This is a genomic window from Streptomyces sp. NPDC040432, from assembly GCF_055595445.1.
The window spans coordinates 73026-94641 of the sequence record NZ_JBVIVP010000021.1; the positions used below are offsets into that span (position 1 = coordinate 73026).

Here is a 21616-nt window from a genome sequence, read left to right on the forward strand (position 1 = left end):
ATCACGGCGGAGGGCACCACGGAGGACATCACGGGGGGCACGGTGGACACCACTGCCCGCCGCCTCCCCCGCCGTGCCCTCCCAAGCCGACCCCGACACCGCCGAAGCCGACCCCCACGCCGACACCGACCCCCACGCCCACCCCGACCCCGACGCCCCCGCCGCCCCCGCCGAAACCCACGCCGCCCCCGCCGCCGAAGCCCACCCCGCCACCACCCCCGCCGGCTCCGGCTCCGCCCAGGCCGGCCCCCGAACCGGTACCGAAGCCGCCGGCCCCCGCCCCGCCACCACCCCGGGTGTACAAGGCGCCCGCTCCGCCGCCGCCCGCGCCGGAGCCGACGCCGCCCCCGGTGGTGACCCCGTCACCCGCGCCCAAGCCGGTGGCGCGGCCCAGCTACCACGCACCGGCCCGCAAACCGGCCGAACGGCACATTTCGCCGGTCACCTTCACGCTCATGACCGCGGCTCCGGCCGTGCTCGCGATCGTCGCACTGCGCCCGCGCTGACCGCTCGGGACCGGCCGACCGCTCGAAATCCACTGACCGCACGGAACCGCTGTCCGCGCGCGACCCACTGACCGCGCCGACCGCACCGGACCACCGGTGCGCAGGTTCCTCCTTCCCCGTGATCACCGATTGGGAGTCATCTTGTCGGAATGGCTCGTCCTGTCCCTGGCGATGGCCGCGGCATGCGCCGTGGTCCTTTCCATCGCCTTCTTCAACCACCGCAGGATCGGCGAGGACGACGATCCGAACGAAACCCCGGACGTCATCGAGTACATGACGATGATGATCGGGGTGATCTACGCCATCGTGCTCGGTCTCGCCATCGCCGGCGTCTGGGAAGGCAGAGGGGCCGCCCAGGAATACGTCCGCCAGGAGGCCCAGGCCCTGCACGAGATCAGCGTCCGCTCGGAGGTCTACCCGGCCGAGGTGCGCAAGAAGATCCGCTCGGACGTCGACGCGTACGTGACGTACGTGGTGGACACGGAGTGGAAGCAGATGGCCGAGACCGGCGAACTGACCGACCGCGGCACCGAGCTGTTGGAACGCATCCGCCGGGACGTGACGGACTACGAACCACAGACCGACCACGAGGGACAGGCCTACCAGCCGCTGGTCGACCAGGCCGCCATGGTGGACGACGCCCGCAACTCACGCGGGCAGAGCGCCGGTGCCACCATGCCGGGGGTGGTGTGGTTCGGGCTGATCGCGGGAGCACTCGTGACCGTGGGGTTGATCTTCACCCTGCAGATCCGCCGCTCGTTCCGCGAAATGCTGCTGGCCGGCCTGTTCAGCGCACTGATCGCCTTCCTGCTGTTCCTGATCTGGGACTTCGACGCACCCTTCGGACGGGGCATCTCGGCGACCGCCGAGCCCTTCCTCGCACAGTTCCCGCATCTGGGACTCGGGGACTGAGGGTCGCCCCGGGCGCCCGGAGAACAGGCGCCGGGGGCGGACGTCGGCAAACCGGGGACGGGCCGTCCGTCCCCGGTTCGGCCTACCGCCATGCCCCATTCGCCCGTTCCTGATCGCGGGTCACCGGACCCGCACCTAGCGTGGCGGACATCGAGGTGCATGACCCCTCACGTGCGGAAACGCTGCGCGGCTGCTCCTCGGGGATCCGGAGAAACCAGCCATGGGTGCGATACGCAGCTCCGTCACCACCCTGTTCAGCGCCGGCGCCACAGGCGCGCTCTTCGCGCTCGGCGCATTCGGCGCGCCGGCAGCCCTCGCTGCGGAGGCGGCGCCCATCACCTCGTTCGGCTTCGCCATCACCCCGTCCACGGTCGCCCCCGGCGGACGGACGGTGCTCTCGGTCACCGGCTGCGACGCCGCCTTCGCCACCGCCTCCTCCGGGATCTTCGACACCGTGAGCATCGCACGCGGGCAGACCGTCCCGGTCACCGTGGACGGCGACGCCCGCCGAGGGGCCCAGTACTCCGTCTCCTTCACCTGCAACGGTGAGACCGGCTCCGCCGACGTGACGATCGCGGGCGCGACGAGCACGCCCACCACCAGCTCGACCACGGGCCCGCGTACGGGCACCTCCCCCTCGGCCTCCTCGGTGGCCTCCTCCCCGGCCGCCTCCTCCCCGGCGGCAGCGGTGGCCCCGCCGCGCACCACGCCGGCGTCCCCACCGCGCGCCACGACGGTGACCCCGGCCCGCACGACGGCCGCCGCCGTCCCCCCGCGCACCACCACCGCACCCGTTCCCCGTGCGACCACGGAGTCGGCCGCGCGCGCCACGACGGGCACCGTCTCGGGCGACCTCACGGCCTCGGGTGGTGCCAGCCTCGGGGTCCGGGGCGGGCTCGGCGGCAGCGTCGCCGGGATGGACCCGCTGGAACTCGGCGCGGGTGCGGGTCTCTTCCTGATCGCTTCGGCGGGCGCCGTGTACGCCCTGCGCCGCCGCCGGCCGTCCAACGGTCACTGACCACCACCGCGACGGCTCCCCGAACGACCCGCTGAACGACCCGCGGCACCCGGACGTCCCTCACCACCCCCGGCGGGGTCGCCCCGCCGGGCCCGATCCGCAGGACCGCACGACCGACCCCGTACGCCCGCCCGTCCCGCACCGCGTACACCGCCCCGCGCACGGCCCGACGCTCATCGGCGCTCCCCGCATTCGGTCGGGGCCCACCCGACCGACGGGCACCCACACCGCGTTCCGCCCCACCCGCGCCCGCCCCACCCCGCGAACCGCCGGTCGCCCCGAGGCCCGTGCGGGCCCGGGGCGACCGGCGATCGTCAGGGTGGGCTCGCGCCCCGTACGGTGGGCCCCGTCAGGCCCGACCCGCCGGGACCGGACGACGACGGCGCATGACGTGCACGCCCGCGCCGAGTGCCGCCGCACCGATCAGACCCGCGCCCATGGCCGTCTCGGCGGCGGACGGGCCGAAGGACCCGCCGATGCCGCCCTGGGCACCGCGGCCCGGGAGGATGGTGAAGCGGTGGGTGGCGACCAGGTTGTTGTCGTGGCACTTGACCGACAGCGTGTGGTGGCCCGGCGAGGCGTGGTTGAAGATCCGGACGGTGGCGAAGCCGATCGGGCCGGACGACAGGTTCGTCTGCGGAAAGTTGCCGTGCGACCAGACGGTGCCGCCGTTGCGGCAGCCGGCCGCGCTGACCTGCATCGAAGCACCCTGGTGCACGGAGTACGGGTTGACCGTGACGTTGCTGGGCCCGCTGCCGCCACCCTGCGGGTTCGCGTGGGCGGACGTGGCACTGAGACCGATCGCGGCGCAAGCAGCCGCGGTCACGGTGAGAGCGCGGAAAACACGCATGGTGGAACCTCCAGCGGAAAGCGCCCCGGAGCGGTGGCTCCGGGCAGATCGACGAGAACGCCTCCCATCACGAACCCTCGGTCCGGTCCGCAACCGACGCATGTCCACCTTTGGGCCGCCCGGTTGAGCGACACGCCGAAGGACGCGAAATGAATCTGACGGATCCGCAGGTCACGGGGCGTCAGGCATTTATGTGACGATTACCTGGATGGGCGCACCCCTTCCGGCCCCACCACCCGTTCGCCCCTCCCCGATCGCCGTCCCGACCGAGCGCCCTTAGCGTGCGTGAAGTAGGGCGTACAGGGGTGGGACTGGAACGCGGGTCGGGACCCCCGCGTCGGGAAGGGAGAGCCATGACCGAGGACGAGAGTGAGCAGCGGCCGAGGAGACGTTCCCCCTGGGGCGTGCTCGCGCTGGTCATGCTCAGCGGCCTCGCCATGATGCGCAACGGAGCGAACATCGAGGACGGGCCGCCGCAGCCCACCGCCGCCGCGGCCGTCGCCGTGCGCCCGGACCAGCTGCCGGCGAATCCGCCGACGCCGCCGGCGGACATGGAGGTGCTGGACCACTCGTCGGTGCAGCGCATCCGGGTGCCCTCGATCAACGTGGACGCGCCGGTGATGACGGTCGGGCTGGACGCGCAGGGGTGGATCGACGCCCCTCCGCCGCAGGACCGCAACCTCGCCGGCTGGTACCTCAACGGCATCTCGCCGGGCCAGCAGGGTTCGGCGGTGATCGTGGGGCACGTGGACAACGCGCAGGGCCCGGCCGTCTTCTACGGCCTCGGGTCGACGAAGCCGGGCAGCCGGATCGAGGTGGAACGGTACGACGGGCGCACGGCCGTGTTCGAGGTGTACGGCGTGGAGGTGTTCTCCAAGGAGTCCTTCCCCGGTGCCCGGGTGTACGGGGACACCGGGCACCCGGAGCTGCGGGTGATCACCTGTGGCGGCGGCTACTCGAAGGACAAGGGCTACGACGGGAACGTGGTCGTCTTCGCCAGGATGGTGGCCTCCCGCTGACGGATCTTCCGCCACCCCCTTTCGACGGAACCTCCGGCGGCCCTGTCGCCGGGGTCCGTCGAAGGGTCCGCCGGGGACCCGTTGCCGGGATCCGCCGACACGATGCCTTCCCGCCGCCCCGCAGGGGGAGTTCCCCTCAGCGGGGCGGCAGTGTGGGCAGGGTCATCCGGTAGCCGCGCGCCAGGAGTTGGGGCAGGTAGGTGGCGAGGGCCTGGACGCTCTGCGCGCGGTTGCCGCCGGCGTCGTGGTTCAGCACGATCACCCCGGGCCCGGCTCCGGCCTGGACGCGGGACACGATGGCGCTCGTCCCGGGTTCCTTCCAGTCGAGGGTGTCCAGGGTCCAGGCGAGCGGCTCCATGCCGAGGTCGGCACCGATCTCGAAGGCGGCCCGGTTCCACGCCCCGTACGGCGCCCGAAACCACAACGGCGCTTCTCCGATGGTCTGTTGGACGACCTCGCTGGTGCGACCGATCTCGGAGAGCAGGGCGGGGCGGCTGAGCTTGGGGATGAGCGGGTGTGTCCATGTGTGGTTGCCGATGACGTGCCCCTCGGTGACCATCCTGCGCAGCAGGTCGCGGTTGTCGGTGGCCATCTCCCCGCAGACGAAGAACGTGGCGCGGACCTGGTACCGGGCGAGGGTGTCGAGGATGGCGGGGGTGTAGCGGGGGTCGGGGCCGTCGTCGAAGGTGAGGGCCATGGCGCTGGCGTGGGCCGCGTCGTCGGGCAGTCCGAGGATGGGCCGGGCCCGGACCGCGGGTTTCACGAGGGGTGGCCGCGCGGGTGCCTCGGCGGTCATGGGCCTGAGCCGGTAGGACTTTTCGGGCGGTCCGGCGGGGCGCAGCCCGGGCGCTCCCGCGGCGCCGACGGGCGGCGGGCCCCCGGCCGGGGTGGGGCCGGCCGTGCCGGGGAGCGGGGTCTGTGACTCGCCGGCCGTGACCAGGGTGGACGCGGCGGCGATTCCGAGGAAGACGGCGGTGCGCAGGAGCACGCGTCGCCCTACTGTCGGCTCGTCATTTTTCATTATTACTACGTATCAACGACATCCCGGCAGATGTCGAGAGGCGCGGACGCACCCCCGTTCGCTCACCCGTTCAGCCGCGCCGCACCAGGGGGAAGGGGAGCGTCTCCCGGATCGTCAGGCCCGTCAGGAACATGACCAGGCGGTCGACGCCGATGCCCAGGCCGCCGGTCGGCGGCATGGCGTACTCCAGGGCGTCCAGGAAGTCGTTGTCGAGTTCCATGGCCTCCGGGTCGCCGCCCGCCGCGAGCAGGGACTGCGCGGTGAGGCGACGGCGCTGCTCGACGGGATCGGTCAACTCCGAGTAAGCGGTGCCGAGTTCGGTTCCGAAGGCCACCAGGTCCCAGCGTTCGGCGAGCCTCGGGTCCTTGCGGTGCTGCCGGGTGAGCGGGGAGACGTCGGTCGGGAAGTCCTTGTAGAAGGTGGGCAGCTGGGTGCGTTCCTCGACCAGCCGCTCGTACATCTCCAGGACCACGTCGCCGCGGGTGTCCTCCGGCGCGTGCGGCACCTTGGCCCGGTCGCAGAGTCGGCGCAGCACGTCCTCCTCGGTGTCCGCGTCGACCTCCTCGCCCAGGGCCTCACTGATCGCGCCGTACATGGTCTTGACGGGCCACAGGCCGGAGATGTCGTGTACGACGAGCTTCCCGTCGGGGCCCGCCTTGTGGGCGATCGGCGAACCGTAGGCCGCGGTCGCGGCCCCCTGGATGAGTTCGCGGGTGAGGTCGAGCATGACGTCGTAGTCGGCGAAGGCCTGGTAGGCCTCCAGCATCGTGAACTCGGGGTTGTGCTTGTAGGAGACGCCCTCGTTGCGGAAGGTGCGTCCCATCTCGAAGACCTTCTCCATGCCGCCGACGCACAGTCGCTTGAGGTAGAGCTCGGGTGCGATGCGCAGGTAGAGGTCGAGGTCGTAGGCGTTGATGTGCGTGCGGAACGGTCTGGCGTTCGCGCCGCCGTGGATCTGCTGGAGCATCGGCGTCTCGACCTCCAGGTAGCCGCGGTCCAGCAGCCCCTGCCGCAGGGCCTGCACCGCGCCGGACCGGGCCCGTACGACGTCGCGGGCCTCGGGGCTCGCGACGAGGTCGAGATAGCGGCGCCGGACCCGTGCCTCCGGGTCGGCGAGACCCTTGCGCTTGTCCGGGAGGGGACGCAGGCACTTGCCGGTGAGCTGCCAGTCGGAGACGACCAGGGACAGTTCGCCGGACCGGCTGGTGCCGACCTCGCCGCTCGCCACCACGTGGTCGCCGAAGTCGACCTGTGCGGTGAAGGACTCCAGCGCCCCGGGCCCGGCCTCGTCCCGGGTGAACATCAGCTGGGTGTCGCCGGTCCAGTCGCGCAGTACGGCGAAGACCACGCCGCCGAGGTCGCGCACGACCATCACCCGTCCGGCGAGGGTGACCTGTTCGCCGGTGCGGGCTCCCGGCGGGTAGCCGGGGTGGGCGGCCTTCAGCTGGGCGACGGTGTGGGTGCGCTGCCGGATCCCGACCGGGTACGGGTCGGTGCCGCTCGCCCGGATCCGCTCCATCTTGGCGTGCCGTACCCGGACCTGGTCGGGCAGCCGCTCGGCCCGGGGGCCATCGCCGTCCTCGCCCACGAGGTCCAGGCCCATGGAGTCGATGGACGGCAGCCCCTCGGTGGTGGCGGGGTTGGTGAGGCCCCTGGGGTGGCCGTTGCCCCACAGGGTACGCAGGCTCGGTACGGAGACGAAGCCCTCCGCGATGCCGGAGGCGAGGCTGACCCGGGCGAGTGATCCGGCGTCCTGGTAGCAGAGGAACCGGGGGTACCACTCGGGGCCGTACTTGACGTTCGAGCGGTACAGCGCCTCCAGCTGCCACCAGCGGGAGAAGAACAGGAGCAGCTTGCGCCACAGTTTCAGGACCGGGCCGGCGCCGATCCGACCGCCCTCCTCGAAGGCGGAGCGGAACACCGCGAAGTTCAGGGAGATCCGGCGCACGCCCAGGCCGGGGGCGGCGGCGCACAGCTGCGCGACCATGAACTCCATGACGCCGTTCGGGGCGGACCGGTCCCGGCGCATCAGGTCGAGGGAGATGCCGTCCTTCCCCCAGGGGACGAAGGACAGCAGGGCGATCAGCTCGCCCTGCGCGTCGAAGGCCTCGACCAGCAGGCAGTCACCGTCGGCGCGGTCCCCCAGCCGGTCGAGGGCCATGGAGAAGCCGCGTTCCGTCTCGGTGTCGCGCCAGCGGTCGGCCCGGTCGACGATCATCTGCATCTCGTCCTCGGACAGCGCCGAGTGGCGGCGGATGAGGGTGGTGGCCCCCGCCCGTCGGACCCGGTTCACGGCCTGCCGGGTGACCCGCATGTCCCGGCCGTCGAGGTCGAAGTGGGCGACCTGCAGGATCGCCTCGTCGCCGAGCTGGAGCGCGCTGAGCCCGGACCGGGCGTAGGCGGTCGCGCCATCCTCGGAGGCGCCCATCACGGCGGGCTGCCAGCCGTAGCGGCGGGCCACGGCCAGCCAGGCGTCGACGGCGGGGGTCCAGGCGGCGGGGTCGCCCACCGGGTCGCCGCTCGCCAGGCAGACCCCGGCCTCCACCCGGTACGTCACCGCCGCCTTGCCGTTCGGGGCGAAGACGACGGCCTTGTCGCGCCGGGTCGCGAAGTAGCCGAGGGAGTCGTTGCGGCCGTACGCGCCGAGGAGGGCCCGGATGCGGGGCTCCTCATCGCCGTGCAGGGCGGCGGTGAGTCGTTGGGAACGGAACAGGGTCGTGGCCGCGTTCAGCAGGGCGAGGGCGCCGAAGAGGCCGAGGAGGAAGTACAGGGGGCGGGGCGGGCGCCCGTCGAACTGTCGGGCGGAGAAGAGGCCGCCGAACACCTGCTTCGCGGCCCAGTCCAGCCACTGTCCCCTGGGCAGGGTCCCGGGGAACAGCGCGACGAGCCCCCACCCGACGAGGACCGCGGCGAGCAGTCCGAGGCCGAGCACGAGCATCGCGCGCCAGACGGCGCCGTGTCGGGACGCGGCGTAGAACTCGCCGCGCGCCGCGATGAGGATGATCATGGCGGCGACGGCGACGAACAGGGAGGGACCGCCGACCCAGTAGTCCCCGTCGGCGATGATCAGTACGTCGACCAGGATCAGCAGGGCCAGATAGGTGACGACGATCCACCAGGCGATCTTCTTGCGGGTGCCGAGGGCGGCGGCCAGCAGGAAGAGGAACACGGCGTACGCGAGGTTCTCGCTGACGGGCACCACGAACTGGTCCAGGAAGCGGACCACGGGCCTCAGCAGCCGTCTCAGCGTCGGGGAGAGGGCCAGCAGGGCGCACAGCAGCCCGAGCGTTCCGAAGAACGCGCCGAAGGCGTCCGGTACCCGGCTCAGGAACCGGCCGCCGGCCCTGCCGGTCCCACGGGTCTCCTCCACGGTGGCACTCATGGTTCGCACTGTAGGGAGGGCCGCGCCGGTCCGCGCGGCGAGCCCGCTAGCCTCGGGAGGGTGACAGAGCACGTGAACACGGGATTCGAGCGCGGCACCGACGGCCCGAAGGTCATCCTTGCCGGAGTTGACGGTTCCGACTCCTCCTTGCGGGCCGCCGCGTACGCCGCCGGCCTCGCCCGCCGCCAGAACGCCCTCCTCGCCCTCGTGTACGTCCAGCCCGTCCTCCCGGCCGGGGCCTCGATGGGTGCGCCCGTCGCCGACACCACCGGGGAGATCGCGGAGGGCATCGTCGCCGAGATCCGCGACGCCGCGGAGCGCCTGAAGGGCGTCTTCGACGTCCGCTGGCAGTTCCACACGTTCCGCGGGGACCCGTACGCCGGCCTCGTGAGCGCCGCCGACGAGCTGACGGCGGACGCCGTCGTCGTGGGCGCCTCCGAGCGGGCGGGCCACCGCATCGTCGGCTCGGTCGCCGTCCGTCTGGTCAAGGCGGGCCGCTGGCCGGTGACCGTGGTGCCGTAGTCGGGTGGTGCGCCGGCGTACGGGTTCCCGGCCGTCGTCGTCGGCGCGGTGCCGCGGCCGGAGACGTCAGCGGGCCGGTTTCAGGCCGTCCTTGGCGGCGCCGCGGCCGAGGACGGCCTCGGTGACGGCCTCCTGGGCCTCCTCGTAGTCGCCGCGGTCGGGATCCTCCGCGAGGGCCGCGGGGAGGTTGACCACCCGGCCCGGGCCGAGGTCCATCATCTGTGGGATGAACTCGGCCTTCGTCACCTGCCAGCGCTGCCCGGGCGCGGCGGGCGGGGCGAAGGTGAAGCGGCCGATCGAGCCGTAGTTGCCGCGCAGGTCGCGCGCGCCCGAGTGGTTGAACATCTCGCCGGCGACCTGGTCCCCCATCCCGTAGACGATCCAGGTGCCGTTGACCTTCTCGTAGGCCTGCGGTACGTGTGCGTGCGTTCCCAGGATCATGTCGATGTCGGGCCTGCCTCCGGTCTGCGAGGCGGTCAGTGCCTTCCCCAGCGAGAGCTGCGTCTCGTCGGGATCGGTCTCCCACTCGGTCCCCCAGTGGAGGCTGACCAGGACCACGTCCGCGCCGGCCTTGCGGGCGGCCCTGGCGTCGGCGACGATCCGGTCCTGCTTCATCTCGTTGACCGCCCACGGTTGGCCGTCCGGCATCGGGTGGCCGTTGGTGTCGTAGGTGTAGGCGAGGTGCGCGACCTTGGCGGGCCCGGCCCGGTACATCGTCGTACCGGCGGCCTCGGTGGCCGTGCGCGCGGAGCCCGCATGACCGAGCCCTACCTTGTCGAACCTGTCGAGGGTGCGCCGGATGCCGTCCGCCCCGTCGTCGAGGGTGTGGTTGGAGGCCGTGGAGCAGCCGTCGTACCCGGCGTCCTTCAGCCCGTCGGCGACCTCGGGCGGGGAGACGAAGGCCGGATAGCCGCTGAACGGTCCGCCGTCCTCACCGTAGATCGTCTCCATGTGGCACAGCGCGAGGTCCGCGGCCGAGACCACCGGCTTCACCGCGGAGAACATGGGGCGGAAGTCCCAGCCGTCGCCCGCGGCGTCCGTCGCCGCCCGCTTGATGACCGAGGTGTGCGGCAGTACGTCGCCGCTGGCCACCAGGGTGAATCCCTTCTCGGTGGCGCCGGGGGCCGCGGTTCCGGTGGGGGCGGGCGTACCGGCGGACGGGCCGGCGGCACTGGCGCCGGTACGGGCCGGGGCGGGTCCCCCGGTGGAGCAGCCGGCGGCCGCCGCCGGCAGCAGGAGGGCGGAGAGGAGTGCGAGTGCCCGTCGGGTGCGTGTGCTCATCTTCGCCGGCTCCCTTTTGTATGACTATCGGATCATCTGATCCGCAATCCATAGGAGAAGAAGCGCGAAGTCAAGGAACAGTGCCGTCCGCCCGAGCCGGCCCACCCCGTCGGCCCCCCGCCCGTTCGCCGCGCCGTTCGACCGTTCGTCGTGCGCCTCGGCCGCCCACCGGATGACCCGGGTGCTTGGGCGCAACGGCGGCACCGGACGGTTCCGGGCGGGCTCCGTGCAGGTCAGGGTGAGCGGGTCGGTCCCCGAAGCGGGAGCCGAGACCCCAGCGGCCCCCCGGAAGGAGCCGATCGTGCCGCCCTCCCCCACCCTCCAGCACACGGAACCCGAGGCTCTCGCCGAACTCCAGCGCGATCACGGACGGGCCGTGTTCGGTTTCCTGCTCGGCCTCACGGCGGGGGACGCCCAGCGCGCCGAGGACCTCGTCCAGGAGACCCTCGTACGGGCCTGGCAGCACCCGGAGGTGCTGACCAGCGGCCACGAGTCCATGCGGCCCTGGCTGTTCACGGTCGCGCGGCGGCTGGCGATCGACGCCCGCCGGGCCCGCCTGTCCCGCCCGCAGGAGGTCGACCCGCACGGTCTGGAGCACGCGCCGGAACCCCAGGACGCGGTGGCGGGCTCGGTCACCGCGATCGACGTCCGGCGCGCCGTCGGCAGTCTGGGACCCGAGCACCGGGACGTGCTCGTGCAGGTCTACTTCCAGGACCGCTCGGTGGCCGAGGCCGCCGCGGAGCTCGGCATTCCGGCCGGAACGGTCAAATCCCGTACGTATTACGCCCTCCGTGCCCTCCGGAAGGGACTCCAGGGGTACGGCCTCGGCGCCTGATGCCCGGGCCGCACGACTTCCACGGACCGCCACCCCTCGAAGGGCACCGGAGAAACTCTCAAGGATCGTCCGTCATGCGCACGAACCGGACAGGTAACGCATCGATTGCGGCATCAGAGCGTTCAAGTTGAGTAAACATCCCCCGCTCCACGAGTCGTGCGGTGAAGGCTCAGGGGTGACGGCGGAAGCTCGACGCACGGAGAGGTGGAACGGTGCAGCCCGAGGGTTCGAACGGCACCAGTGACGGCGGACTGGCAGTGCCCATGGCGTGGCTCTACGCGGAGTACATCGCCGACGAGCTGCTGCGCACGGGCCGGCTGATCCCGGTCAGCACCCTGGAGTTCCGCGCCGGACGCGACACTCTCGCGTTGACGATCTACCTTTCGGACGCGGCCGGTGAGCTCTCCGGCATCCGGGTGGTCTCGCAGCTCGACGAGTGGCTGTCCCTGACCGCCTACGGGCACCCCTGGCGCGACTGGGTCCACACCCGGTTCCTGGCGCTGGGCGAGGATGCCCGCGAACGCGGCGACGCGGAGGACCCCGACCTCGAACTGGCCCGCGCGGCCTGGCGCTGGCTCGACCACACCGAGCTGTTCGCCACCAACATCGACCCCGCCCGCCACGGTCACACGGACACCCCGCCGGGGCTGGACGAGAACGTCCGCGTCTGGACGCCCGCCTGGCAACTGGGCCTTCCCCTGGGGCACTTGGCGATGCACCTGTTCTAGGGTCCGTCCGCCCCCGCGACGCCCCGCAGGGTGCTCCTGCCGGCGCGGGCGCCCGGTCGTCCCTCAGGCCGTGTCGGCCGGGTCGGTCACCAACCCGGTGAAATCGGCCTCGTTGCGCTCGGCCCGGGTCACGTACCAGCGGGCGATCAGCCACATCACCGGGTACGCGGCCAGGCCGAGCGCGATCCAGACCAGCGGGCCGGCCGTCGACCGCGGGAGCAGGAACACCGGCGGCAGCAGCACCAGCAGCAGCGTGAGCACCGCGAGCGCGCCCAGTCCGGACCGCAGTTGGCTGCGCATCAGGGCCCGCACGTAGGTCGTGCCCAGTGTGGTGTGCTCGGAGATCTCCGAGCAGGCCGGGGCGTACGCGGGCGGCCGGCGACGGGTCCCCCGGGGCACGCCGGTGACGGTCTCCCGCCGGGGCGGGTGCTGCGGGTCGGCCATGGTGCCGGAGTCTACGCAGTGCCCCGCTACTTGAGGAGGCGGGAGAGCCTGCGGTCCGCGAGGGGCTTTCCGCCGGTCTGGCAAGTGGGGCAGTACTGGAGCGAGGAGTCCGCGAACGACACGGAACGGACCGTGTCCCCGCACACCGGGCAGGGTTCGCCCTCCCGGCCGTGGACCCGCAGCCCGCTCTTCTTCTCCGCCTTCAGCTTCCCCGCCGCGACCCCGTGGGCACGCTCGACCGCCGCGCCCAGGGTGTCCCGCACGGCCTCGTACAGGTGCGTGACCTGGTCCTCGTCGAAGGAGGCCGCCAGTTTGAACGGCGAGACGCGGGCCTCGTGCAGGATTTCGTCGCTGTAGGCGTTGCCGATCCCGGCGATGACGGACTGGTCGCGCAGCACGCCCTTGATCTGCCGGCGCTCCCCCGCCAGAAGTGCGGCGAAGGCGTCGCGGTCGAAGCCCTCCCCGAGCGGGTCGGGGCCGAGCCGGGCGATGCCCGGGACCTCCCGGGGGTCACGCACGACGTACACCGCGAGGCGCTTCTGGGTACCCGCCTCGGTGAGGTCGAAGCCTCCGCCCCCTTCCAGTACGACGCGCAGGGCGAGCGGCCCCTTGCCCGGCCGGGGCGGCTGCGCGGGAAACGCGTCCCGCCAGTGCAGCCAGCCGGCCCGGGCCAAGTGGGTGACGAGGTGGAGGTCGCCGATCCGCAGGGCGAGGAACTTGCCGTGGCGGGCGGTGGGCCCGGCCGTCAGCCCTTCCAGGGCGGTGGGCGGCGGGTCGTACGTCTTGAGCACGCTGACCGCGAGCGGGAGGACGCGCTCCACCACCCGCCCGGCGAGGTGCTCGTCGAGGAACCCCCGCAGGGCCTCGACCTCGGGCAGCTCCGGCATTCCCCCAGCCTGCCGCCACCCCGCCCGATCCGCGACCCGGACCGCTCGCCTCGCCGGGAGGCGTTCGGCGGGGATCGTCGTCCTGCCCGGCGGAGGCGGAATCCAGCCGGCAGGTCAGGACATCACGAACTCGCACCACACGCATTTGCCGCTGCCCCGGGGCTCCACGCCCCAGAGGTCCGCGAGCCGGTCGACGAGCATCAGGCCGCGGCCCGACACGCCGGACTCGCCCGCCTCGCGGCGCCTGGGGAGGGCGCTGGAGCGGTCCTCGACCTCCACGCGCAGCCGCCGCTCGGGGCCGCTCAGCACGCGCAGGGTGACGATGGCCGGCCCGTCGGTGTGCATGAGGGCGTTCACGATGAGTTCGTCCGCGACGAGTTCGATTTCGTCGGCCCTGTTCCGCGCACCCCACGCCCGGACCGCCGCGCCGATCATGTGCCGGGCGGCCACGAGGGCTTCGGGGTCCCCGGGGGCCACGTGCTGCTGGAGCCGGCCGCCGCCCTTCGGGGCCTCCTCGCCCTGGCGGCGCAGCAGGAGCAGGGCCATGTCGTCGTCGCCACCCCGGTCGTCGACGACCTCGCACAGCCGGTCCGCGAGGAGTTGCAGGTCGGCGGGGCCGTTGCGGATCAGGGAGGTGAGGAACCGTATGCCGTCGTCGAGGTCGGCGCCGGGCTGTTCCACGAGCCCGTCGGTGCACAGCAGGAGCGTTTCTCCAGGATCCAGTTCCACCGTGGTGACCGCGTACTCCAGCCGGCCGAACTCCGCCGACAGGCCGAGCGGCATCCCGCCCTCCACCGGCAGCCGTCGGCAGTCCCCGTCGCTGGTGCGCAGCAGCGGGTCCAGGTGGCCGGCGCGCACCAGCTGGAGGACCCCGGTGGAGAGGTCGGCCTCCACGTACGTACAGGTCGCGAAGCGGTCGGTGTCCAGCTCGTGCAGGAAGACGGACGCCCTCGCCATCACGGTCGCGGGCGAGTGGCCCTCGGCGGCGTACGCGCGCAGGACGATCCTGAGCTGGCCCATCACGGCGGCCGCGTGCGTATCGTGGCCCTGGACGTCTCCGATGACGGCGCCCACCCGGCCGCCCGGCAGCGGGATGACGTCGTACCAGTCGCCGCCGATGTCCTGGCCCATCCGTGCGGAGCGGTAGCGGACGGCGATCCGGGCGCCGGGGACGGCCGGGATGCGTCGTGGCAGCATGGCCTGCTGGAGTCCCTCGGCGAGGTCGTGTTCCTGTTCCAGCAGCATGGCCCGTTGGAGGCTCTGCGCGATGCTGCTGCCCAGGGCCACCAGCAGGTTCCGCTCGTCCTGGGTGAAGCCGTCCTTGTCCTGGTAGAGGAGTCCGATGGCGCCGATCGGGCGGGCCTGCGCGATCAGCGGGAGGTAGGCGGCGGCGGAGATCCGCATCGGGGAGATCTTCGCCCAGAGCCCCGGGTAGCCGTGGGCGAACTCCTCCGCCGAGTCGAGGAAGCGCGGCTGGAGCGAGCGGACGACCTCGCTCATCGGGTACGGCTCGTCGATGCGGGTGTAGCGGGTGCCGGGCACGAAACTGCCCTGGGGACCTTCGGCCACCAGGTGGATGCGGCCCGCCTCGACGAGACCCATGACCATGCCCATCGAGCCGAGGCGTTCCAGGCCGTGGGCGTCGCCCAGGGCGTCGATGACGTCCTTGACGGTCCGGGCGTGCGCGAGCGCCGCCGTGGTGCTCTCGACCACGGAGGTCTGGCGGCGGCGCTCGTCGTCCAGTCCGAGGCGTTCGGCGGAATGGCTGAGTTCCTCCGTGGCGTCGCGGACGATGCCGATGATCCGGTACGGGCGGCCGTCGGGGTCCCGCATGACACGGCCCTGGGTGTGGGTCCAGCGGAGCTCGCCGTCGCGGCAGCGGATCCGGAAATAGGCTCCGTAGCTGTCGACACCGCTCTTGAGGGCGCTGGAGACCAGCGCGTCCAGCCGGGTGGATTCGGCCGGCGGGACGCGCGGGGAGAGGGATTCGGGCCGTCCGTCGTAGGCGTCGGGGGTGGTGTCGAAGACTTCGAGGGCGGCTGAGTCCAGGTGCATGAGGCCGGTGACCAGATCCCAGTCGAAACTGCCCATCCGGTTCAGTGACAGCGACCGGTCCGCGTGTGCGGGCCAATCGTCCGGCAGCGATGTGGTGCTCGACACCGATCCACCATGACACAGCCGGGGGTCAGGCGCTCTCCAGGTACTGCGGGTCCTCGAACCCCCCGGTCAGCGGGTCCGGGACGTCGTACGGGAGGTCGGGCAGGAACGGGTCGAGCATGTCCTGCAGGGCGTCCTCTTCGGGGTATCCGGGCAGGGCGGCATCGCCGTCCGGGCTCTGCGGGAGCTGCTCGGACCGTACGTCGCCGGATGCGTCCCCGGGTGCGTTCGGCGCGGGGTCCGCAGGATCCGCCGGCCGGGCCGGGGACGGCGTCCCGGGCGCCTGCGGGGTCACCGGCTGCTGCGGGTTCACGGGCGGCTGCGAGGGCTTGCCGGGCGGGACGTCCGCGGCCGGCGGGCACGGGACGGCCGCGCCGGCGCCCGGCAGCTGCGACTGCTGGCCCGCGAGGGGCAGGTCTGCGGACGGGTCGGTGGGCACACCGGCCGCCCCGTCGCCGGGGACGCCGCCCGGGACGCCGCCGGGGGCACCGCCCGGGACGCCGGAGGACCCGTCGGCGAGCGGGCCGGGGGCGCCCGGGACGCCGGAGGAGACGCCCGTCGAGGTGTCGGGCAGCAGATCGAGGGGCGCACCACCGGACAGGTCACCGGCCGGGGCGCCGGACAGGTCGCCGAACAGGTCAGCGGGCAGGTCAGCGGCCGGGGCACCGCCCGGGCCGGTTCCGGTGGCGCCGGCGCCGAGGCCGCTGCCGGTCGTCCCGGTGCCGGACTCCGTGTAGAGGTCGGCGCTGAAATCCGTGGGGAGGTCGCCGCCGAGGTCGTCCGCGGTGAAGTCGTCGACGGGGCCGTCGAGCGGGCCGCCGGCGAGGTCGTCCGCGAAGTGGTCGGGCCCGGCCTGCGGCACCCCGGCGGCCGGGTCGGACGGCAGGCTCCCCCCGGCACCCCCGGTCACGTCGGACGGCACGTCCCACGGCAGGTCCCCGGTGAGGTCGGAGGGAGGCCCGGCGGGCGGCGCCGAAGGGGACACCGGCGGCTTGGTGCGCTCCAGGCTGTGGGAATCGGCCGCGGTGCAGGGGTCGGAGGCCGTCCCCGGCGCGTCGGCGGGCCCGTCGGGGATGCCGTCGGCCGGGTCGTAGGGCGGCAGCACGCGCGGTGTCCGGTCCTGGGCGCCGTCGTCCCCGGTCCGGCGCTCGATCCAGGTGTTGTCGGCCATGTTGACGATGAGCAGGTTCGCCAGGGGGCGGGCGCTCGGTTCGACGACGACGACCTGGTTGGCCTGGTAGCCCTGCCAGGGATCGCCCTTGATCACCGGGCTGCCGTTCGCGGAGCGCGGCGCGACGAGCGGGTTGCCGCAGCCGCAGCGGACCCGCGGCATGCCGTGCTCGTCGACGAGCACGGCCGTGCCGGCCTGGAGGACGGCCTGGAAGTCCTCGGGGTGGCCGTCCTTGAACCCGTGGCTGGTGACCCGGGTGTCGGCGCGGAGCACCACCGGGGTGAGCCCGCGCAGGAAGTCGGGGAGCTTGGCCTGTTCCACTCCGGCGACGGAGGCGAAGGCACGCCCCCTGGCCTCGTCGGCGACGAGGAAGCCGACCTGCCGTTCCACGTCACAGCTGCCGAACCGCTGCGTGCCGCCGTAGAGGCCGGGGGTGCCCGCGCCGATCGTACGGATGCCCCGACCGCTGCGGTTCGGCAGCGGCGGCTGGACCGGGGCCGACTCCCGGGTGGCGAAGGAGGCCGTGAAGGGCGCGGGGCCGGCGGCGCCGACGGGCTGCAACTGGACCTCCTTGCTCTCCGCGGCCGGACCCTTCGTCAGCTCGGGCGGCGAGCCCGTGCATCCTGCGGCGAGCAGTCCGACGAGGGCGAAGAGGGTTGTGCAGGTCGGTACGTGACGGCGCGACGTCTGACGGGATGTCATCGGTGCGGGCACGTCATTCACGTCTTTCACGCTGATCTCCCTGTTCGCCCCGGTTTGTCTTCTCCTGTCTGCCGCATGTTCCGGAGCACCGCAAGTGGAGCGCCGCGCGGGGGGAGCCGACACTCCGCACCCACAGTCTTGAACATGTTCAAGGAACCCCGTAGGGTCACGACAGTAACTTGAACACGTTCAAAGGAGTGCGTCATGACGGTGATCGTCAACCTGATCGTCACCCTGGGCATGTTCTACGTCGTCCCCGTGGGCCTCCTCCTCATCGACCCCACCGGATTGCGCACAGCCGCCCGACTGTGGCCGCTCGCGGCCCTTCCCGGGGCGCTGTGCCTGTGGCTGCCACGCGGAGCCGCGGCCACCGCGCTCGCCGCGCTCTACGCGCTCGCGGCGCTGGCCCTGGCCGCACACGCCCCGGTCCGACTGCTGCGGACCCGCTCCCTCGCCCCCGCCGAGGTGGCCGCGCTGACGGCGCTGGTCTCACCCTCGATCGCCGGGACCGCACTGGTCGCCGAGCGGGCCGGATACCGGCTCTTCGGCTTCGACCTCGACATCCTGGCCCTGACCGTCCCCCACTTCCACTTCGCCGGGTTCACGGCGGCACTGGTGGCCGGACTGGTCTGTCGATCGGCGGGCGGCCGACGGTGGGCGCGCTGGGCGGCATACAGCGTCCCCGCCGGCACCTTGCTGGTGCTCGTCGGATATTTCGTGGACGACTGGGCCGAACTGCTGGGGGCGGTGGTACTGACGGCCGGGATGTGGGCCGTGGCATTCGTGACCTGGCGCGACCTGCGGCCCACCGCGCGGGACCGGACCACCGGCACCCTCCTGGCGGTCTCCGCGGCCGTACTGATCGCGACGATGCTGCTGGCCCTGTGGTGGGCGGTGGGCGAGGCCACCGGGATCGCACACCCCACCTTGACCTGGATGGCCGCGACGCACGGCCTCGGCAACGCGCTCGGCTTCGCCCTCTGCTCGCTGCTGGCCTGGCGCCGCCTCGCCGCCACTCCGGGCATCCGGAGGACCCCGACCGCACCCACCGACCCGACCGCACCCGCCGCGCCGGCCACACCCACCGCCCCTGCCGCCCGACCCGTCCCGGGCGAACCGATCGACCGCGCGACGACCGCCGCGCCCCGGGCCATGACCCGCTGAACGCGAACCCACGAACGGAGAGCACCCCATGACCCGCCTCACCACCACCGGCCGGGACACCCTCAACTACCCCGACCGCGGAGCCACCCTGCGTCGCCCCCTCCCCGCCGGCTACAACCACCTGCACCACCGGGCCCGCATCGGACACGGCCGCGAGGTGTTCGAGACGGCGGGCAGGGCGGTGTCGGAGTTCGCCATGCACCGTGCGACCGGGGCCGACGTCCGGGCGGACGGGCCCGCCGCACCCGGAGTGCGGGTGGAGATCGGTCTCGGCATCGGCCCGCTGCGCGTCAGCGTGCCGTGCGAGGTGATCTGGGTACCGGACGCCGCGGACCGGGCCGGTTTCGCCTACGGCACCCGGACCGGGCACCCCGAGAGCGGCGAGGAGTCGTTCCTGGTGGAACTCGCCGAGGACGGCACGGTGTGGTTCGAGGTGACCGCCTTCAGCCGCCCGGCCACCTGGTACACCCGCCTCGCGGGCCCGATCGTCCCCGTCCTCCAGCGCGGCTACGCCCGGTGGCTCACCCGCCACCTGCGCGGACTGGCCGCGGGCGGCTGATACTGGAGGGGATGGACTGGTTCACCGCTCCCGCGTACTGGCCGGCCCGGATCGTGTTCCAGCGGACCCTCGCCGGCGTCTACGTCCTCGCCTTCGTCGGGGCCGCCCTGCAGTTCCGGGCCCTGATCGGGGCCCACGGCATGCTGCCCGTCCCGCGCCACGTGCGGTACGTGCCCTTCCGGCGCGCGCCGAGCCTGTTCCAACTCCACTACTCCGACCGGCTCTTCGCCTGCTGCGCCTGGGCCGGCTCGGCGCTCGCCGCCGCGTTGGCGGCGGGGTTCGGCGACGCGGTCCCGTTGGGCGCGGCCATGACGATGTGGGCCGTCCTGTGGTTGCTGTACCTGTCCATCGTCAACGTGGGGCAGACCTGGTACTCCTTCGGCTGGGAGTCGCTGCTGCTGGAGGTGGGCTTCCTCGCCGTCTTCCTGGGCAACGCCCGGGCCGGTCCTCCCCTGCTGGTGCTGTGGCTGCTGTGGTGGGTGCTGTTCCGGGTGGAGTTCGGCGCCGGACTGATCAAGATGCGGGGCGACGCCTGCTGGCGGAAGCTCACCTGCCTCTACCACCACCACGAGACGCAGCCCATGCCCGGGCCGTTCAGTTGGTTCTTCCACCACCTGCCGAAGCCGCTGCACCGGGTGGAGTGCGCCGCGAACCACGTGACGCAACTCGCCGTCCCGTTCCTGCTGTTCGCCCCACAGCCGGTGGCGTCGTTCGCCGCTGCCGTGATGGTCGCCACCCAACTGTGGCTGGTCCTCTCCGGCAATTTCGCCTGGCTGAACTGGCTGACGATCGCGCTCGCCCTGTCGGCCGTCGACCTCACCCGGTTCACCGGGCCGCCGCCCGCCGCCGCCTCGCGCACGGCTCCCCCGTGGTACGTGGTCCTCGTGTGCGCGGTGACCGTCCTGGTCCTGGTGCTGAGCCGGCACCCGGTCGCCAACATGATCTCGCGCCACCAGGTGATGAACCGTTCCTACGACGGGCTCCACCTGGTCAACACCTACGGGGCCTTCGGCTCGGTCGGCCGGATCCGCGAGGAGGTGGTCGTCGAGGGCACCGACGAGCGGACGCCGCGCGAGGACGGCGTGTGGCGGGAGTACGGCTTCAGGGGCAAACCCGGTGAACTCCGCCGGCTGCCGCGCCAGTTCGCCCCCTACCACCTGCGCCTCGACTGGCTCATGTGGTTCGCGGCGCTGTCCCCCGGCTACGCGCGGGACTGGTTCGGACCGTTCGTCGAGCGGCTGCTCGCGGGTGACCGGGACACCCTGCGGCTGCTGCGCCACAACCCCTTCCCGGACGCCCCGCCGCGCTTCGTGCGGGCTCGGCTGTACCGCTACCGGTTCACCACCCGGAGGGAGCTCCGTGAGACGGGCGCGTGGTGGCACCGCACGCTGGTGCGCGAGTACCTGCCGCCGACCCGGCTCACGGAGCGGGCCTCCTCAGAACCCCCGGATCCCGAGTAGGGCCGCCTCGCGCTCGGCGGAGATGCCCTTCTGCGGACGGTCGGGACGGTGCGGGGCGACGCCGCCGAGGCTCTGCAGCCAGGCCCAGGTGTCCGCGGCCGTCTCCTCGACGGGCCTGCAGGTCAGGCCGGCGTCGAGGGCCTTGGTCACGTCGGCGCCGAACATGAAGTCGTACAGCTCTCCCTCGGGAAGCCAGATCGGCAGTTCCGTCCAGGGTTCGATGCCGGCCTCCTCGATCACCGCGTCCGGGGTCCAACGCGGCTCGACCGTACCGCCGGTGGCGGCGGCGCAGGCCGCGATGAGGCTGCCCATGGTGGCGTGGCCAGGGGGCGAGACCAGGTCGTAGGCGCCGGAGCGACCGGCCGCGGCGGAGTCCAGGGTCCAGCGCGCGAGGTCGCGCACGTCGATGTACTGGAGGGGCAGGTCGGGGCGGCCGGGGGCCAGGAGGGGGCCGCCACGGGCCACCCGGTTCAGCCACCAGGGCAGCCGGCCGACGTTCTCGTACGGGCCGACGATCAGGCCCGCCCGCACCAGTAGCGCACGGTCCCCGAAGGCGGCCTCGACGGCCAGTTCGCCGCCGCGCTTGTCCTCGGCGTAGGCGGTCGCCTCCGCGTCGGGGGATCCCTCGACGAGCGGGCCGTCCTCGCCGGCGCCGGCCGGAGCGGGGTGGGCGTACACCGAGCGGCTGGAGACGTACGTGTACCGCCCGACCCGGCCGGCCAGCAGCCGGGCGCTGTCGCGCACCACGACGGGGGCGCCGCTCCAGGTGTCGACGACCAGGTCCCACTCCCCCTCGGCGAGGGCCGCGAGTCCGTCGGGAGCCGTGCGGTCCCCGTGGAGCGCGGCCGTGCCGGGCGGGGCGGCGTGGTGACCGCGGTGGAAGACGGTCACGTCCCAGCCTCGGTCCAGGGCGTCGTCGACGATCGCGCGGCCGACGAATTCGGTACCACCCAGCATCAGTAGTCTCATGGACCGAGACTGCACGACCTGAGCGGCCC

19 protein-coding genes are annotated in these 21616 nt (G+C 72.9%); 10 read left to right on the forward strand and 9 right to left on the reverse strand.

Annotated elements, in window-relative coordinates:
- Window positions 1–350: 350 nt before the first annotated feature.
- The 3 genes from ACZ58N_RS30830 (at window position 351) to ACZ58N_RS30840 (ending at window position 2436) form a co-directional block, all read left to right on the forward strand.
- Window positions 351–506 carry a hypothetical protein gene (locus ACZ58N_RS30830; protein WP_389702154.1) on the forward strand — a complete coding sequence of 52 codons (156 nt, stop codon included), beginning with the start codon at window positions 351–353 and terminating at the stop codon, window positions 504–506.
- A 141-nt stretch (window positions 507–647) separates the two neighbouring features.
- Entirely contained in the window at window positions 648–1418 is a 771-nt protein-coding gene (locus tag ACZ58N_RS30835) for a bestrophin-like domain (RefSeq protein WP_471166473.1), read from the forward strand.
- 220 nt (window positions 1419–1638) lie between these two features.
- Window positions 1639–2436 (forward strand): hypothetical protein, encoded by a 798-nt coding sequence (locus ACZ58N_RS30840; protein WP_471166475.1) that lies wholly within the window; start codon window positions 1639–1641, stop codon window positions 2434–2436.
- 349 nt (window positions 2437–2785) lie between these two features.
- Here the strand turns inward: ACZ58N_RS30840 and ACZ58N_RS30845 are convergent, their stop codons facing one another.
- Window positions 2786–3286, reverse strand: a complete 501-nt coding sequence (locus ACZ58N_RS30845; protein ID WP_281210216.1) for a hypothetical protein — start codon at window positions 3284–3286, stop codon at window positions 2786–2788.
- A gap of 353 nt (window positions 3287–3639) precedes the next feature.
- Here ACZ58N_RS30845 and ACZ58N_RS30850 point away from each other — a divergent pair, with 353 nt between their 5' ends.
- Window positions 3640–4305 carry a class F sortase gene (locus ACZ58N_RS30850; protein ID WP_471166478.1) on the forward strand — a complete coding sequence of 222 codons (666 nt, stop codon included), beginning with the start codon at window positions 3640–3642 and terminating at the stop codon, window positions 4303–4305.
- A gap of 136 nt (window positions 4306–4441) precedes the next feature.
- Here the strand turns inward: ACZ58N_RS30850 and ACZ58N_RS30855 are convergent, their stop codons facing one another.
- Entirely contained in the window at window positions 4442–5326 is an 885-nt protein-coding gene (locus tag ACZ58N_RS30855) for a polysaccharide deacetylase family protein (RefSeq protein ID WP_471166480.1), read from the reverse strand.
- Window positions 5327–5396: 70 nt separating this feature from the next.
- Entirely contained in the window at window positions 5397–8708 is a 3312-nt protein-coding gene (gene lysX / locus ACZ58N_RS30860; protein WP_471166482.1) for a bifunctional lysylphosphatidylglycerol synthetase/lysine--tRNA ligase LysX, read from the reverse strand.
- A 60-nt stretch (window positions 8709–8768) separates the two neighbouring features.
- On the opposite strand from lysX, the gene ACZ58N_RS30865 reads away from it, so the two are divergent.
- A complete protein-coding gene (locus ACZ58N_RS30865) occupies window positions 8769–9230 on the forward strand; it encodes a universal stress protein (RefSeq protein ID WP_389702168.1) in 462 nt (153 codons plus the stop codon).
- Between the two features lie 66 nt (window positions 9231–9296).
- Here the strand turns inward: ACZ58N_RS30865 and ACZ58N_RS30870 are convergent, their stop codons facing one another.
- Window positions 9297–10511 (reverse strand): CapA family protein, encoded by a 1215-nt coding sequence (locus tag ACZ58N_RS30870; protein ID WP_471166484.1) that lies wholly within the window; start codon window positions 10509–10511, stop codon window positions 9297–9299.
- 301 nt (window positions 10512–10812) lie between these two features.
- Between ACZ58N_RS30870 and ACZ58N_RS30875 the strand changes: the two genes are divergently transcribed.
- On the forward strand, window positions 10813–11346 hold the full coding sequence (locus tag ACZ58N_RS30875) for a sigma-70 family RNA polymerase sigma factor (protein WP_471166486.1): 534 nt from the start codon (window positions 10813–10815) through the stop codon (window positions 11344–11346).
- Between the two features lie 263 nt (window positions 11347–11609).
- Window positions 11610–12074 (forward strand): hypothetical protein, encoded by a 465-nt coding sequence (locus tag ACZ58N_RS30880; protein ID WP_471166606.1) that lies wholly within the window; start codon window positions 11610–11612, stop codon window positions 12072–12074.
- A 63-nt stretch (window positions 12075–12137) separates the two neighbouring features.
- On the opposite strand, the gene ACZ58N_RS30885 is transcribed toward ACZ58N_RS30880, so the two are convergent.
- From ACZ58N_RS30885 to ACZ58N_RS30900, 4 genes are all read right to left on the reverse strand, one after another.
- Window positions 12138–12518, reverse strand: a complete 381-nt coding sequence (locus ACZ58N_RS30885; RefSeq protein ID WP_471166488.1) for a hypothetical protein — start codon at window positions 12516–12518, stop codon at window positions 12138–12140.
- A gap of 26 nt (window positions 12519–12544) precedes the next feature.
- Window positions 12545–13405 carry an Fpg/Nei family DNA glycosylase gene (locus ACZ58N_RS30890; RefSeq protein ID WP_471166491.1) on the reverse strand — a complete coding sequence of 287 codons (861 nt, stop codon included), beginning with the start codon at window positions 13403–13405 and terminating at the stop codon, window positions 12545–12547.
- A 114-nt stretch (window positions 13406–13519) separates the two neighbouring features.
- Window positions 13520–15583 carry a SpoIIE family protein phosphatase gene (locus tag ACZ58N_RS30895; protein ID WP_471166608.1) on the reverse strand — a complete coding sequence of 688 codons (2064 nt, stop codon included), beginning with the start codon at window positions 15581–15583 and terminating at the stop codon, window positions 13520–13522.
- A gap of 7 nt (window positions 15584–15590) precedes the next feature.
- The gene (locus ACZ58N_RS30900; RefSeq protein ID WP_471166494.1) at window positions 15591–17465 is read right to left on the reverse strand and encodes a DUF6777 domain-containing protein; all 1875 of its coding nucleotides are present in this window, start codon (window positions 17463–17465) and stop codon (window positions 15591–15593) included.
- Between the two features lie 174 nt (window positions 17466–17639).
- Here ACZ58N_RS30900 and ACZ58N_RS30905 point away from each other — a divergent pair, with 174 nt between their 5' ends.
- From ACZ58N_RS30905 to ACZ58N_RS30915, 3 genes are read left to right on the forward strand one after another with little or no spacing between them, the layout of a single operon-like run.
- Window positions 17640–18599: a YndJ family protein gene (locus ACZ58N_RS30905; RefSeq protein ID WP_471166496.1), complete on the forward strand. Its 960-nt coding sequence runs from the start codon at window positions 17640–17642 to the stop codon at window positions 18597–18599.
- 28 nt (window positions 18600–18627) lie between these two features.
- Complete coding sequence (locus tag ACZ58N_RS30910; protein WP_471166498.1) at window positions 18628–19158, forward strand: DUF1990 family protein; 531 nt, start codon at window positions 18628–18630, stop codon at window positions 19156–19158.
- Window positions 19159–19169: 11 nt separating this feature from the next.
- Window positions 19170–20618: a lipase maturation factor family protein gene (locus ACZ58N_RS30915; protein ID WP_471166500.1), complete on the forward strand. Its 1449-nt coding sequence runs from the start codon at window positions 19170–19172 to the stop codon at window positions 20616–20618.
- On the opposite strand, the gene ACZ58N_RS30920 is transcribed toward ACZ58N_RS30915, so the two are convergent.
- Window positions 20595–21587 carry an NAD-dependent epimerase/dehydratase family protein gene (locus ACZ58N_RS30920; protein ID WP_471166501.1) on the reverse strand — a complete coding sequence of 331 codons (993 nt, stop codon included), beginning with the start codon at window positions 21585–21587 and terminating at the stop codon, window positions 20595–20597. The genes ACZ58N_RS30915 and ACZ58N_RS30920 overlap by 24 nt on opposite strands.
- Between the last annotated feature and the right edge of the window lie 29 nt (window positions 21588–21616).